At 33.5% G+C, this 14,980-nt stretch carries 11 protein-coding genes and 2 tRNA genes; 6 read left to right on the top strand and 7 right to left on the bottom strand.

Features of this window, described 5'->3' with window-relative positions; genetic code table 11:
• The first annotated feature begins 192 nt into the window (after window positions 1–192).
• Window positions 193–1,815, top strand: a complete 1,623-nt coding sequence (locus HMPREF2619_RS00670; RefSeq protein WP_070458203.1) for an ATP-binding cassette domain-containing protein — start codon at window positions 193–195, stop codon at window positions 1,813–1,815.
• Window positions 1,816–1,876: 61 nt separating this feature from the next.
• Window positions 1,877–4,426: a YfhO family protein gene (locus HMPREF2619_RS00675; protein ID WP_070458205.1), complete on the top strand. Its 2,550-nt coding sequence runs from the start codon at window positions 1,877–1,879 to the stop codon at window positions 4,424–4,426.
• Window positions 4,427–4,457: 31 nt separating this feature from the next.
• Here the strand turns inward: HMPREF2619_RS00675 and HMPREF2619_RS00680 are convergent, their stop codons facing one another.
• Entirely contained in the window at window positions 4,458–7,121 is a 2,664-nt protein-coding gene (locus HMPREF2619_RS00680; RefSeq protein WP_070458207.1) for a YhgE/Pip domain-containing protein, read from the bottom strand.
• Between the two features lie 128 nt (window positions 7,122–7,249).
• Between HMPREF2619_RS00680 and HMPREF2619_RS00685 the strand changes: the two genes are divergently transcribed.
• The gene (locus tag HMPREF2619_RS00685; protein ID WP_070458211.1) at window positions 7,250–7,792 is read left to right on the top strand and encodes a TetR/AcrR family transcriptional regulator; all 543 of its coding nucleotides are present in this window, start codon (window positions 7,250–7,252) and stop codon (window positions 7,790–7,792) included.
• Between the two features lie 213 nt (window positions 7,793–8,005).
• Here HMPREF2619_RS00685 and HMPREF2619_RS00690 read toward each other — a convergent pair.
• From HMPREF2619_RS00690 to rlmH, 6 genes are all read right to left on the bottom strand, one after another.
• Window positions 8,006–8,079: transfer RNA gene (locus HMPREF2619_RS00690), tRNA-Asn, on the bottom strand.
• A 120-nt stretch (window positions 8,080–8,199) separates the two neighbouring features.
• Entirely contained in the window at window positions 8,200–8,952 is a 753-nt protein-coding gene (gene comE, locus HMPREF2619_RS00695) for a competence system response regulator transcription factor ComE (protein WP_049530388.1), read from the bottom strand.
• The gene (gene comD, locus HMPREF2619_RS00700) at window positions 8,949–10,268 is read right to left on the bottom strand and encodes a competence system sensor histidine kinase ComD (protein ID WP_070458217.1); all 1,320 of its coding nucleotides are present in this window, start codon (window positions 10,266–10,268) and stop codon (window positions 8,949–8,951) included. Before comD ends, comE begins: the two co-directional genes overlap by 4 nt.
• Before the next feature lie 28 nt (window positions 10,269–10,296).
• On the bottom strand, window positions 10,297–10,425 hold the full coding sequence (locus tag HMPREF2619_RS10670) for a ComC/BlpC family leader-containing pheromone/bacteriocin (RefSeq protein ID WP_080980046.1): 129 nt from the start codon (window positions 10,423–10,425) through the stop codon (window positions 10,297–10,299).
• A 165-nt stretch (window positions 10,426–10,590) separates the two neighbouring features.
• Window positions 10,591–10,664, bottom strand: a tRNA-Arg gene (locus HMPREF2619_RS00705).
• Between the two features lie 43 nt (window positions 10,665–10,707).
• Window positions 10,708–11,187, bottom strand: a complete 480-nt coding sequence (rlmH, locus tag HMPREF2619_RS00710) for a 23S rRNA (pseudouridine(1915)-N(3))-methyltransferase RlmH (protein WP_070458219.1) — start codon at window positions 11,185–11,187, stop codon at window positions 10,708–10,710.
• A 184-nt stretch (window positions 11,188–11,371) separates the two neighbouring features.
• On the opposite strand from rlmH, the gene HMPREF2619_RS00715 reads away from it, so the two are divergent.
• From HMPREF2619_RS00715 to dnaA, 3 genes are all read left to right on the top strand, one after another.
• Entirely contained in the window at window positions 11,372–12,556 is a 1,185-nt protein-coding gene (locus HMPREF2619_RS00715) for a serine protease HtrA (protein ID WP_070458220.1), read from the top strand.
• Window positions 12,557–12,612: 56 nt separating this feature from the next.
• Window positions 12,613–13,371: a ParB/RepB/Spo0J family partition protein gene (locus HMPREF2619_RS00720; RefSeq protein ID WP_070458221.1), complete on the top strand. Its 759-nt coding sequence runs from the start codon at window positions 12,613–12,615 to the stop codon at window positions 13,369–13,371.
• A gap of 221 nt (window positions 13,372–13,592) precedes the next feature.
• Entirely contained in the window at window positions 13,593–14,948 is a 1,356-nt protein-coding gene (gene dnaA / locus HMPREF2619_RS00725; RefSeq protein WP_070458222.1) for a chromosomal replication initiator protein DnaA, read from the top strand.
• The last annotated feature ends 32 nt before the right edge of the window (window positions 14,949–14,980 follow it).

Below are 14,980 nucleotides of genomic sequence, written 5' to 3' on the forward strand. Positions count from 1 at the left end.
ATATAGTCCTTTCAATTATAGCATTTTTTTGATAAAAAGACAGGTAATTTTTTTTATCAAATAATTACGATTTCAACTCCTCAACTGTCAATTATCTGTAAACATTCTTTACAAATAATTGACAGATAAAAATTTGAATATTTGCTGATTTTCTAGTAGAATTAGAGTATTACATATAATAGGAGAAAAAAATTGCTAACAGTATCTGATGTTTCACTACGTTTTAGTGATCGCAAACTTTTTGATGAGGTCAACATCAAATTTACAGAAGGAAACACATATGGTTTAATTGGTGCTAACGGTGCAGGTAAATCAACATTTTTAAAAATCTTAGCTGGTGATATCGAACCTACAACTGGTCATGTTTCTCTTGGACCTGATGAACGTCTTTCTGTGCTTCGTCAAAATCACTTTGACTATGAGGATGAACGTGTTATTGATGTTGTTATCATGGGTAATGAAAAACTATACAACATCATGAAAGAAAAAGATGCTATCTATATGAAAGCAGACTTTACTGATGAAGATGGAGTTCGTGCAGCTGAGCTTGAAGGAGAATTTGCTGAACTAGGTGGTTGGGAAGCTGAGAGTGAAGCTTCACAACTCTTGCAAAACTTGAATATCCCTGAAGATCTTCATTACCAAAATATGAGTGAACTAGCAAATGGAGATAAAGTGAAAGTTCTCCTTGCTAAAGCCTTGTTTGGTAAACCAGATGTTCTTCTTCTAGACGAGCCAACCAACGGTCTTGATATCCAATCTATTACTTGGTTAGAAGATTTCTTGATTGACTTTGATAACACCGTTATTGTCGTATCCCATGACCGTCACTTCTTAAACAAAGTATGTACTCACATGGCCGACCTTGACTTTGGAAAAATCAAACTCTATGTCGGAAACTACGATTTCTGGAAAGAATCTTCTGAGCTTGCTGCTAAATTGCTAGCAGACCGTAATGCAAAAGCAGAAGAAAAAATTAAGCAACTCCAAGAATTCGTTGCTCGATTCTCTGCTAATGCTTCTAAATCAAGACAAGCAACATCACGTAAGAAAATGCTTGATAAGATTGAACTTGAAGAAATTGTACCATCTAGTCGTAAATATCCATTTATCAACTTTAAAGCTGAACGAGAAATCGGTAACGATCTCTTGACAGTAGAAAATCTATCTGTCAAGATTGATGGCGAAACTATTCTTGACAACATCAACTTTATCTTGCGTCCAGGTGACAAGACAGCTCTTATCGGACAAAACGATATCCAAACAACTGCTCTCATCCGTGCTATTATGGGTGATATCGACTATGAAGGAACTGTCAAGTGGGGAGTTACAACTAGTCGTTCTTACTTACCAAAAGACAATTCAGCTGATTTTGCTGGGGGTGAATCTATTCTTGACTGGTTGCGTCAATTTGCAAGTAAAGAAGAAGATGACAATACCTTCCTACGTGGTTTCCTTGGTCGTATGCTCTTCTCTGGAGATGAGGTTAACAAACCTGTAAATGTCTTGTCAGGGGGAGAAAAAGTGCGCGTGATGCTATCGAAACTCATGCTTTTGAAATCAAATGTTCTAGTACTGGACGATCCTACTAATCACTTAGATTTGGAATCTATTTCAAGTTTGAACGATGGATTGAAAAACTTCAAAGAATCTATCATCTTCGCCAGCCATGACCATGAATTCATTCAAACATTGGCTAACCACATTATTGTCCTATCTAAAAACGGTGTAATCGACCGTATCGATGAAACCTATGATGAATTCTTAGAAAATGCTGAAGTACAAGCAAAAGTCAAAGAACTTTGGAAAGACTAAATAATACTTTAAAACTCAGTTGGATTAACCAACTGAGTTTTCTAACATTCTATGAGGTAACATGAAAACATTTTTCAGAAACTATTGGACCTATCTTATTTCTTTCATCATTCCCCTAGTGATTATGTTCGGAGTCTATCTTTCTCAAGGTATCTACTGGAATAGTGATACTTCACCTTTATTAGGGGATGGATTTCATCAATATGTTATTTTTGATCTTAATCTTCGTAATATTTTACATGGGAGTGATAGTCTATTTTATACTTTTACCAGCGGTCTAGGTCTCAATTTTTATGCCTTGTCCAGTTATTACCTTGGTAGTTTTCTATCTCCTCTTGTTTATTTTTTTGATGTATCAAGCATGCCAGATGCAGTTTATCTTGCAACCTTGTTGAAATTTGGCTTGATAGGTCTGTCAACCTTTTTTAGCTTGAGTAAACTATTTAAAAATATACCAGCCCCACTTCGATTAGCTCTATCTACCTCATATGCTTTAATGAGCTTTACAGTTAGTCAACTTGAGATTAAAACCTGGTTAGATGTTTTTATTTTAATTCCCTTAATTTTAACTGGTTTACATCTACTCATAACGGAAAAAAAACGTATTCTATACTTTACAAGTTTGTCAATATTATTTATCCAAAACTACTATTTTGGTTATATGACTGCCCTGTTTTTAGTAGTTTGGTATTTTTGCCAACTTTCCTGGGATTTTAAAAGTCGCAAATATTCTTTCCTTGATTTTTTCCTAACATCCTTACTCGCTGGTTTAACAAGTTTCATCATGACACTCCCAACCTTGTTTGATTTAAGAACTCATGGTGAAAAACTAACCGCTATTACAAAAATAAAAACAGATGCCAGTTGGTATCTAGATCTATTCGCTAAACAATTTATTGGTGCTTTCGATACAACTAAATATGGTTCTATCCCAATGATTTTTGTTGGCCTCCTTCCTTTTATCTTAACAATTGTATTCTTTACATTAAAATCAATTAAGTTTCACGTGAAACTATGCTATGCAACTCTACTCATTATCATCATTGCTAGTTTTTATCTAGAAGCCTTAGATTTATTTTGGCAAGGAATGCACGCGCCAAATATGTTTCTTCATCGCTATGCGTGGATTTTCTCTACTCTTTTAATTTATATATCAGCAGAAGTTTTTAATAGAGTTAAAGATATAAAATTGTGGAACGTTTTATTCTCAATAACTTTACTTTTATCTGGCTATCTGGCAACCATTTATTTTAAAAATCATTATTCGTTTTTAACTAAATTAAATATACTCTTAACGCTTGAATTCTTAGTGGTATACTTACTGTTATTATTGGCACTTATTAAAAAACTGATTTCTCCAAAAATCTTTTCAATTCTTATTTTGATATTTACAATAAGTGAAATTAGTTTTAATACTTCATCTCAACTAAATGGAATTACGAAAGAATGGGGATTTGCTTCTCGTAGTACCTATGATAAAAATATTCCAAGTATGGAAGCTATTTTGGAGTATACCAAACAGCAACCAGATACATTTACACGAACTGAAAAGTTACAAACTCAAACTGGAAACGATAGCATGAAATTTAACTACAATGGCATCTCACAATTTTCATCTGTTCGTAATCGTTCTGCAAGTACAACGTTAGATAAGTTGGGTTTTAAATCTTCAGGTACCAACCTTAATCTTCGTTATGCAAATAATACTATCATTGCAGATAGTTTATTTGGAATCAGCTATAATATTTCTGAAGCCTATCCAGATAAATATGGTTTTCATCCAAGCTATCAAAAAGATAATCTAACCCTTTATAAAAATCAATTCGCTCTCCCAATTGCTTTTGCTACACAGTCTCTTTATAAAGATGTCACTTTTAATGACCATACTCTTGATAACCAAACTCAATTTTTAAATCAAATTGCTGGCTTAAATGAAGAGTACTTTTATCCGATAAATCATCATACAGACTCTGGTGACAGCGTAGTCAATCTAAACGGAACTGATACTGAAGATGCAACTATCAGCTACAGTATTGAAGTACCTGATAATAGTCAGGTTTACCTTTCCATGACCAAGCTAAATTTTTCAAATGATAAGAAAAAGCAAGTTGACATCATTATCAATGGTGAAAAAAAATCCTTTACCACAGATAATGCTTTTACATTTTTTAATCTTGGATATACAGAAAACAAACAAATTTTTGATATCCAGGTTAAGTTTCCAGGAAATGCTCAAGTATCATTTGAATCTCCAACTTTCTATCGTTTAGATACTAAAAAGTATACGGAAGCAATTAGTAAAATAAAAGAAAATCCAGTAGAAGTGAGCTCTTATAAAAATAAAGTCACTGTAAATTATAAGGTAAAGAATGAAACATCGATATTTTTCACAATTCCTTACGACCAAGGATGGTCTGCTTATCAAAATGGAAAAAAATTACAAATTCAACAGGCACAAACTGGATTTATGAAAATTGATGTTCCTGAAGGTGAAGGAACTATTACCCTTTCCTTTATACCAAAAGGATTTATTGCTGGTGCAAGTTGTTCTCTTATAGCCATTATTGTCTTTATTTTTTATGATATTCAAAGAAAAAAATATTCTAGATAAAAAAACTATCGACCGAATTGGTCGATAGTTTTTAATCTTCTTCAACTTTTTTAGGTTGGTAGGCAAGCATTCCTAAAGCAACAAAAATCATTATTGTAAAGATAAGAAAAATAATCTGACTATGAATATTGCCTGTCATAGAAATGGTTTGTCGTAAACCTGACACTGAATAACTCATTGGTAACCATGGGTTAATAGTTTTAAAGAATTGATTCGTTAAAGCTAAAGGATAAGTTCCTGCACTTGATGCTAATTGAAGGAGTAATAAAATTAAGGAGAAGAAGGCGCCTAGGCGAGAATTCCAGGTTGTCAATGCTGTTACCATCGCCATGAAAGCAAGACTGGTTAAAATAATCAAAGCAAAGGTCTTGAATTCGTGAACTGCAGTCAATCCGATTAAATGTACTCCACCATAAACTAATACTCCTGCCAAACCAGCAATGATACCGTTAATTTCAAAGCGAGACTTAAACCAAGCCCAGCGACTTTCTGGATGGCGCCCAGAAGGCAATTTAGCAAAAATCATATTAGTTGAAATAGCAGCAACAAAAAGAGCAACTGATATCATATATGGAGCCATGGCAATTCCATTAACTGCTACTTGATCCGTATCAGTTTTTGAAAGACTTAGAGGATCAGCTAGTAAATCTGCATTTGTTGGTTCAGTTGAAGCCTGTTTCAATTGCCCCTCAGCCTCTGTCAAACCTTGATTTAATTGACTTGAACCATCACTTAATTTTCCAAGTCCTGATTGTAGAATTTCTGATCCTTCAGCAAGTTGATCTGCTCCACTAGCTATTTTTTCAGAACCATTAGATAGTTGATTTGCACCAGAAACTAGCTGGTCTGATTTATCAGCTAATTGTTGAGAGCCCGCTTGTAATTGATTAAATCCAGCGGTTAAATCTGATGTTTTATTATTTACTTGGTTGACACCTGATGCAAGTTTATCAATTCCTGTTGCTAATTCTGGTGCATTCTCTGCTAATTTAGCAGTAGCACCTGTCAATGTTGAAGATTTTTCTGTCAACTGATTAGAACCTTGTAGCAACTTATTGAAACTTCCTGTCAAGTTCGAATTTTTCGAACTCAACTGACTTGCTCCTAAAGCTACTTGGTCTACAGATTTTGTATAGCTGTCAATACCAGATTCAAGAGTTTGACTAGCTGGCAATAACTGACCATCAATTGCTGTTTGAACCTGTGTTAATCCACTTGACAAACTTGTCAATGTTGAAGAAGCAGTTGGTAATAATTGACTTGAGTGATTCTTTAATTGAGTTAGACTATCTGTTTGAGTGGTTACATTTTCTAAAGAAGATTGTAACGTTTGAACTGTAGTTAAAATTGTTCGTGCTGACTCACTAGTAGAAGATGATGGATTAGAAACCACAGAAGTTATCTCTGCCTGTTTGTCAGGAGTTAAGCTTTGATAAGCACTAGTAGATTGAATAGCTGACAAAGTAGTTTCTTTTTCAGCTTGATTTGAAGTAATGATGCTTTGTGCTGAATTTGCAATCGTTGATAGACTACTAGAAAGCTGTTTTGTTACTTGTGTTATCTCTCCACTATCTGCTGTTTGAATATTTTGAATAGCTTGATTAAATTGCTCTAAACTAGTTGCTAATTGTTTAATCTGATCTTTTTGTTGGTTTGCCCCATCTAATTGAGTAGAAAGTTCTTGAATACCTTGATTAAGTTTTGTTAATCCTGTACGTAGAGTCTCTGATTTAGTAGAAATCTGATTTGCACCTGATGATAGACTTTGAACTCCATTTATATAAGTATCAATACCAAGTGAAAATTGATTTAATCCTGAATTTAATTGAGAAACACCACCTGTATAGGCTTGTGTGCCTGAATCAAGTTGAGTCAAACCTGATACCAGTGCCGGTGTCTGTGAATTCAGTTGGTTTATTCCATTGTCGATTTGTGAAATAGCGCTGGTATATTGATTTAAACCAGTATTAAAATTACCAAGACCAAGATTTAACTGATTTACACCAGCTGTATAGGTTCCTAAACCTGTAGATAATTGATCAGCACCATTAGAAAATGTGAGACTCGATTGAGCTAAGGTTTGAAGATTGGTTGCTAAGGTTTGACTCCCATCCGAAAGCTGATTCGAACCATCAGCCAACTGTAAACTTGCATTTGCAGCTTGAGATAAACCAAGTTTTAAATCACCCATCTTCTCAAATAAAGCTTTGGTATAAGATTGAGTAACATTAGTAGCCACTGTCTGTTTGATTTGTGTCATGGCAGAATCACTCATCTTGCTTGCAATAAAACTATGACCACTTGATGTCTGATAGTCAATCGTCATCTGTTCAGGATGATTTGTAAGGATAGAAGATGCTTTCTCAGAGAGATTACTTGGCAATGTTACCACCATGTAATAATCTCCATCTCGTAGGCCTCTTTCTCCCTCACCTTCATCTACAAAATGAAAATCCAGGCTATTACTATCTTTAAAATTAGACACTATGTCTTCACCAATAGTGAGTTTTTCATCATTATAAGTAGCAGCTTGATCCTTATTAACAATTGCTACAGGTAACTCCGAAAGTTTACCATATGGATCCCACATTGATGATAAGAAAATGACATTGTAAAGAGCTGGAATTAAGGAAATTCCTATCATGACAATAATAAATGTCGGTTTTTTAAAGATTGCTTTCCATTCTTTAAACATATTGTCTCCTTTTTTAAACTACTTGTCTAAATTTTTGATATAATAGATTATACATAAAAAAATTAAAAAGACAAGATAAAAAAACTATTTTTGAACACATTGTCTAAAAATGTTCATCTGGAGGGAACATGCAAGAAAGTAATAAACGATTAAAAACCAAACGTATTATCGAAAATGCCATGGTAGAATTATTGATGGAACAACCATTCGATCAGATTACAACTGTTAAATTAGCACAAAAAGCTGGAATTAGCCGCTCCAGTTTCTATACTCATTACAAAGATAAATACGATATGATTGAACATTACCAAAGTAAACTATTTCATACCTTCGAATATATCTTTCAAAAACATGCTAATCACAAACGAAATGCTATTCTAGAAGTATTTGAATACTTAGAATCAGAACCACTTCTAGCAGCTCTTTTATCTGAAAATGGAACCAAGGAAATTCAAAATTTCTTGAGAAATAAACTTCACATCCTACTGAGCACAGACCTTCAAAAACGTTTTATGCAACTCAAACTAAATGAAATAGAATTAGAATACAGTAGCGTCTACCTGACAAATGCTCTCTTTGGAGTCTGTCAAACCTGGATTGCCCACGGAAAAAAAGAAAGTCCACAAGAAATCACGGACTTTTTAATGAAAATGTTAAGGGATACAAATTAATAAAAAAGCTCTATAATATTTATAGGAAATCACCCCCCTATGAATATTATGGAGCCTATTTTGTTATTCTTATTAGGCTAAGGCAATACAATTTCCTTAGTTTTATTTTCGGAAACAAATCATTATCTATCCGTATGTTAGTTATGCCTCCCTTCATTACATCGGACAAAGAATCAAAAAAAGGAACACCAACTTAGTGTTCCTTTCATCTGACTCCGCCAGTAGGACTCGAACCTACGACATCATGATTAACAGTCATGCGCTACTACCAACTGAGCTATGGCGGATTAAATAGTCCGTACGGAATTCGAACCCGTGTTACCGCTATGAAAAGACGATTTCTTAACCAACGGACCCTCTACCTGTAGCAGATATAACCATTATATCAATTTATCAAAAATTGTCAATTACTTTTTTTGGTTTTTAGCCATTAGTTCTCTCAATTTTTTAGTTTTTAGGCGAGAGATAGGACAACGATGATCTTCATAAAATACAACTTCCATTTTTTTACGATCAATTTCTCTCACATTACCGATATTGACTAAAAATGACTTGTGAGCTAGATAAAAACGTTGGGTTTCCTTATCCTTTTCTTGAATATCTGTCATTGTTCCATAAAATTCTTTTGCAAAATTCTTACCTACAATTCGTAATTTATGAGAAGTTCCAGTTGTCTCAATGTAGAGAATATCATGATAAGGAATACAAAGATCATTTCCTTTATAACTATAATCAAAATAATCAACGACTGATTGGTTTTCAAGTAAAGTAGTTTTAGTGTAAAGCACACAGTCGGCAACTCTATTTTTAAAAACTTGATCACTGGTTTCTTTATCAATGAAATCCAATGCTGAAACTTTGTATTTATAAGTCAAGGTAGCAAATTCAGATCGACTTGTAATAAAAACAATAATGGCATAAGGATTGCGGTGACGAATAAATTGAGCAACCTCAAATCCTTTTCTCTCAATTCCATTGATATCAATATCTAGAAAATACAGCTGATTAACTTCATCATGCTCTACATATTCCATAAACTCTCTCACTTTTCCTGTTGTTTTATAGGAGATAGGAATATTTGTTTCCTTAGAAATTTTATTCAGAGTTGTTTCCAACCTTACTTGGTGTTCTATAATATCTTCTAAAATTAATACTTTCATATCAGTTCCCTCTTAAATCTAATCACTTGTTTAAATACATCATTATCAATTTCTGTTTCTAAAATAACATTGTCATATTTTCCTAAAATTTCTTTAACATTATTAAGTCCAAGTCCTCTATGTCTTCCTTTAGTTGAAAATCCTAACTCAAATAAATCTTCGGATTTTACCTTTCTTTTTTTACAAGAGTTTTGGATAACAACTAGGGTTTCAAGATCCAATTTGATGATAGCTACCTCTAGTTGTTTTTGATAGCTTTCAACTGCTCCCTCAACGGCATTATTGAGAAGAACGCTCATTACGCGCACCAAATCTAACAGTTCCATGGACAAAGGCGTGATGATATCTTTTACCTCTAATGTGTACTCTACATCATTAGTTTTCGCATTGACAATAGATTGAGCAATCAAACTACGAAGTGCTGAATCCTCAATATTGTTCAAATCGAAATAGGTATACTTGTCTGAACGTAATTTTTGATTCGCCTTTACAAGAACTTCACTGTAAACTCTGTCAATTTCTTGTAAATCTTTACTTTCGATCGCCATTCTTAAGCTGACAAGCATGCCTGTATAATCATGGCGAAAACCACGAATTTCATTATATAAGGCAACAATCTCATCCGTGTAAGTTTGTAAGTGTTTTTGCTCAAACTTCTTTTGTTCCAATTCAATTTCTTTTTCTATCTGAACTTTGTGAGAATTCATGGAAAAGAAGGTCAAAAGTAGGCCAACAAAAACAATAGATGATAAAATACTTCCAAAACTGTTTAAATTGGGAAAAGTACTCACAATATCTGAAGTGAAAGAGACAACGTGTAGAAAAATAAATGTAAAGAGCACTTTCTTCAGAAAAGGATATAGATAGTCTTTATCAAAATATTTAAATTCGAGATGGAAATAAGAAACAACAACTTTAATAACCAAATAAGTTAAGATCAGGATAAATAGATAAAAATAATTGTTATACTTCAATGCAAACTCATCTCCTGTAATAGATGATAAGGTTACTGATAAAAAGTTATTGGTACTATTATATAAAAGAGAAAATAATAGACTGATAAAAATTCCCTTAGATTTCTCATACTTCTTAAATCCAACAAAGTAACCAAATAGGAGGAAAGGAAATAAAAATTTAGACAATCCAAAACTACTAGCAAATACCAAATAAGTACCTTCTTCCACTGTCAATTGTAGTAGAAAGATATAAATACTAAAAATACATTGTTCTTTTCTAGTTGCTTTACAAATCCATTTATAAATTTTACTAATAATAAAAACATAAAAAATAGCTATTACCAAACCAAATAAATCCATTATGTTCTCCCTATCTTGCTTCAATAAACTACTTCTTCGGAAATATTTTATTTAAAAACTTAAAACTCCTAATATCCCCACCTCTGATTTCCTGCAGTTCTTTTTCGTTCAATTCTTGGAAATCTTTCATTTGAGCAAAATCTGTATTCTTTTTCATAATATAAACTCCTATAATGTTTTTCTTGTAAATTAACTTACAAAAATATTATATAAAATCTACGATACCTATAGAGAATTATTTCTCAAATGCTCAAATTTTATTCTGAAATGTCAAATTTTTACAAAAAAAGCTGGGATTTTTTCCCAGCTTACGATTTAACACTGATCCCAGCAGGATTCGAACCTGCGACCGTTCGCTTAGAAGGCGAATGCTCTATCCAGCTGAGCTATGAGACCTTACTAATCTATCTTATCAAAAAAAGCTAGCTTAGTCAATCATCTATTTATGATAGGGAGAGCCCTGTTGAATCGAAAACGCTCTATAAATTTGTTCTACTAAGACTAATCTCATCAGTTGATGAGGAAGCGTCAATCTACCAAAACTAACAGAGAGATTGGCTCTCTTTTTCACCTCTGGAGATAGTCCTAAACTCCCACCAATGATAAAAGTGATTGTCGAAAATCCATTGATAGAAGCTCTTTCAAGCTGCTTACTGAACTCTTCAGAAGAAAAAGTTGTTCCTTCAATAGCTAAAACAACTACAAAATCACGTTCCCCTACTTTAGCAAAAATGCGGTTCCCTTCCAACTCCAAAATCTTTTGATTTTCAGATTCGCTGGCCCGATCTGGTGTTTTTTCATCAGCCAACTCAATCATTTCTAGATTAGCAAAGCGTGAAATTCTCTTGGAGTATTCTGCTATGCCATCTTTGAGATATTTTTCTTTCAGTTTTCCAACTGTTACCACTTTAATTTTCATTCTTCTATTCTAACATATTCACACTCAATTTCACATCTTATTCACAGATAAGATTTTGAAAAACTTCAATAAATTCACAGTTTTTCGAAAGTTATCCACAGATTGTGAAAAACTTTTTTGTTTTTAAGCTTGGATTAAGCTAGCTATTTTATACTTTCATTGATTAAAAAACATGGAGGCTTCTATGAAAAACTTAAAAACTAGTTCCAAAAAATTGGGACAACTTTTATTAGTCATTCTCATTAGCTTTTTTAGTGGGGTTTTAGGTACTTTTACAACATTGCAGCTCAGTCAAAAACAAAATAGTGGTACGACAACTACAACGACTGTCAACAAAACAGCTGTAAAAAATGAAAACTCAACTACACAGGCAGTCGATAAAGTTAAAGATGCTGTTGTATCTGTCATTACTTACTCATCAAATTCTCAAAATAGTTTACTCGGATCTGATGAAACTGATACAGATACCAATGCTGAACAAGTATACAGCGAAGGTTCTGGGGTCATTTATAAAAAGGAAGGGGATACTGCCTACCTTGTAACCAATACTCACGTTATTAATGGCGCTAAAAAAGTTGATATTCGTTTAGCAGATGGCACAAAAGTCCCTGGTGAAATTGTGGGTTCTGATACTTATTCAGATATTGCCGTTGTAAAAATTGCTGCAGATAAAGTCACTACAGTAGCTGAATTTGGTGATTCTAGTCAATTAACAGTTGGAGAAACAGCTATTGCAATCGGAAGTCCTCTAGGTTCTGAATATGCTAACACTGTGACTCAAGGGATTGTATCAAGTTTAAATAGAAATGTCTCTCTAAAATCTGAAGACGGACAAGCTATCTCAACCAATGCTATTCAAACAGATACAGCTATTAACCCTGGTAACTCCGGCGGTCCTTTGATTAATATCCAAGGCCAAGTTATCGGTATTACATCAAGTAAGATTGCCTCTAATGGTGGAACATCTGTCGAAGGTCTTGGTTTTGCCATTCCTGCAAATGACGTAATCAATATTATTAAACAATTAGAAAAAGATGGAAAAGTAACTAGACCTGCTCTTGGAATCCACATGGTTAACTTATCAAATCTTAGTACAACTGATCTTCAAAAACTAAAACTTCCTGGAAATGTTACTTCTGGTGTCGCTGTTCGTTCTGTTCAAAAAAATATGCCTGCCAATGGACATCTGCAACAATATGATGTCATTACAAAAATAGATGATAAAGCTATTTCTTCCACTACTGAATTACAAAGTGCTCTATATAGTCACTCTATTGGAGACAGTATGACTGTTACTTACTACCGTGATGGTAAGGAAGAAACAACAACTATTAAATTAGATAAGAGTACTAGTGATTTAGATAAGTAATTTACAGATATGTAAAGTTGCTTTACAGAATATCTAAGTTGTGATAATGTAGAATTATGGAAGAATTTAAAATTGTTCAAATAAAAGATATTCAAAAAAATCCCTATCAACCTCGTAAGGAATTTTCAGAAGAAAAAATACAAGAACTGGCACAATCTATTAAGGAAAACGGCTTGATTCAGCCTATTATCGTTAGAAAATCTCCTGTACTTGGATACGAGATTTTAGCTGGAGAAAGACGATATCGTGCATCTATAGTTGCTGGTCTTTCCGAAGTTCCTGTCATTGTTAAGCAACTTTCTGATCAAGATATGATGCTTCATTCTATCATTGAGAATCTCCAACGAGAAAATTTAAATTCAATCGAGGAAGCTAAAGCATATCAGTCCTTAATTGATAAAGGTTTTACCCACACAGAAATTGCTGAAAAAATGGGGAAATCTCGACCTTATATTACAAACCTAGTTCGATTGTTAGGGCTACCTAAACATATCCTAACAGAAGTTGAAAGTGGGAAGCTTTCCCAGGCTCATGCTAGACTCCTCATTCAATTATCAAGTGATAAACAAGATAAACTCTTGAATCGTATTCAAACTGAAAATCTTTCTGTTCGACAAGTTGAACAAATACTACAAAAAACGAAGAAGATCAGCAAAAAAGAAAAAGATTACTTTGTCAAAGAGGAAGAGCAAACATTAAAAAAAATACTCGGATTAGAAGTTCATATTAAGCTACAAAAAAAAGATAGTGGTAAAATTACTATTTCTTTCCATAACCAAGATGAATACCAACAATTTATTAACAGCCTGAAATAAGGCTGTTATTTTAGTATTCTTAACTAACATAGTTATCCACTGCATTTTAGTTTTTAAAAGCTCAGTATTTCAGAATTTTTCTTAGTTATCCACATTTTGTGGATAACAGTTAAAAACATTGTTAATTGTTTTCCACAACTTGTGGAAAAATAATCTGATCTATGGTAAAATGATTCTATCAATAAACCTTTTAAATTCTATAGTAAAGGAGGAGGAAATCATTGAAGGAAAAACAATTTTGGAATCGTCTTTTAGAACTTGCACATGATAAATTAACTCAGTCAGTTTATGATTTCTATATTTTAGACGCGAAACTTGTTAAAGTTGAAGAGACTACTGCAACGATTTTCTTACCCCGAGATGAAATGCAGATATTCTGGGAAAGAAATATCAATGGGATGCTTTTAGCGGCAGGTTTTGAAATCTATGATACTGAAATAAAAGCCCATTATGTCTTCACGAAAGTTGAAGAAGCTGCCTCTCAAGTAGACCTACATTCTGAGTCTACAAATAACTATCAGCAAAATCTGTCCACTATTCCATATTCTGAAACTGGACTCAAGGAAAAGTACACTTTCGATAATTTTGTCCAAGGAAATGGTAATGTTTGGGCTAAGTCCGCAGCTTTAGCTGTTTCTGAAGATCCTGGACTAACTTATAATCCTCTATTTATCTATGGAGGTCCTGGACTGGGAAAAACTCACCTGCTAAATGCCCTTGGTAATGAAATTCTAAAAAAGAGTCCAAATGCGCGTGTTAAATACATACCTGCTGAAAGCTTCATTAATGAATTTCTAGAGCATTTGAGACTCAATGATATGGAAAAATTTAAAAAAACTTATCGTAGTTTAGACCTCCTACTCATTGATGATATTCAATCTCTTAGTGGAAAGAAAGTACAAACTCAAGAAGAGTTTTTCAATACTTTTAATGCCCTTCACAATAATAATAAACAAATTGTTTTAACAAGCGACCGTAGGCCTGAACATTTAGAGAGTCTACCTGAACGTCTGGTCACGCGCTTCTCGTGGGGATTAACGACAGATATCACACCACCTGATTTTGAAACACGTATTGCTATTTTACAGAGTAAGACTGAACATCTCAATTATCATTTTCAGAATGATACACTCGAATATTTGGCCGGACAATTTGACTCTAACGTGCGAGAACTCGAGGGTGCACTCAATGATATCAGCCTAATGGCCAAAGTCAAAAAGATTAACGATATCACAGTTGATATTGCCGCTGAAGCTATTCGTGCTCGTAAACAAGACGTCAGCAAAATGATTGTGATTCCAATTGATAAAATCCAAACAGAAGTTGGAAACTTCTATGGTGTTAGTGTCAAGGAAATAAAAGGAACTAGACGTGTTCAAAATATCGTTTTAGCTCGTCAAGTTGCCATGTATCTAGCCAGAGAAATGACTGATAATAGCCTTCCTAAGATTGGAAAAGAGTTTGGTGGTAAAGACCACACAACGGTTATTCACGCTCATGGAAAAATCAAATCCATGCTTGAAACAGATGATAATTTACGTATAGAAATTGAAAACATCAAAAAGAAAATTAAATAACTTGTGGATAACTTTTAAAAAAATCTCTTATT

It is taken from the genome of Streptococcus sp. HMSC074B11 (genome assembly GCF_001808705.1).
Classification (GTDB): domain Bacteria; phylum Bacillota; class Bacilli; order Lactobacillales; family Streptococcaceae; genus Streptococcus.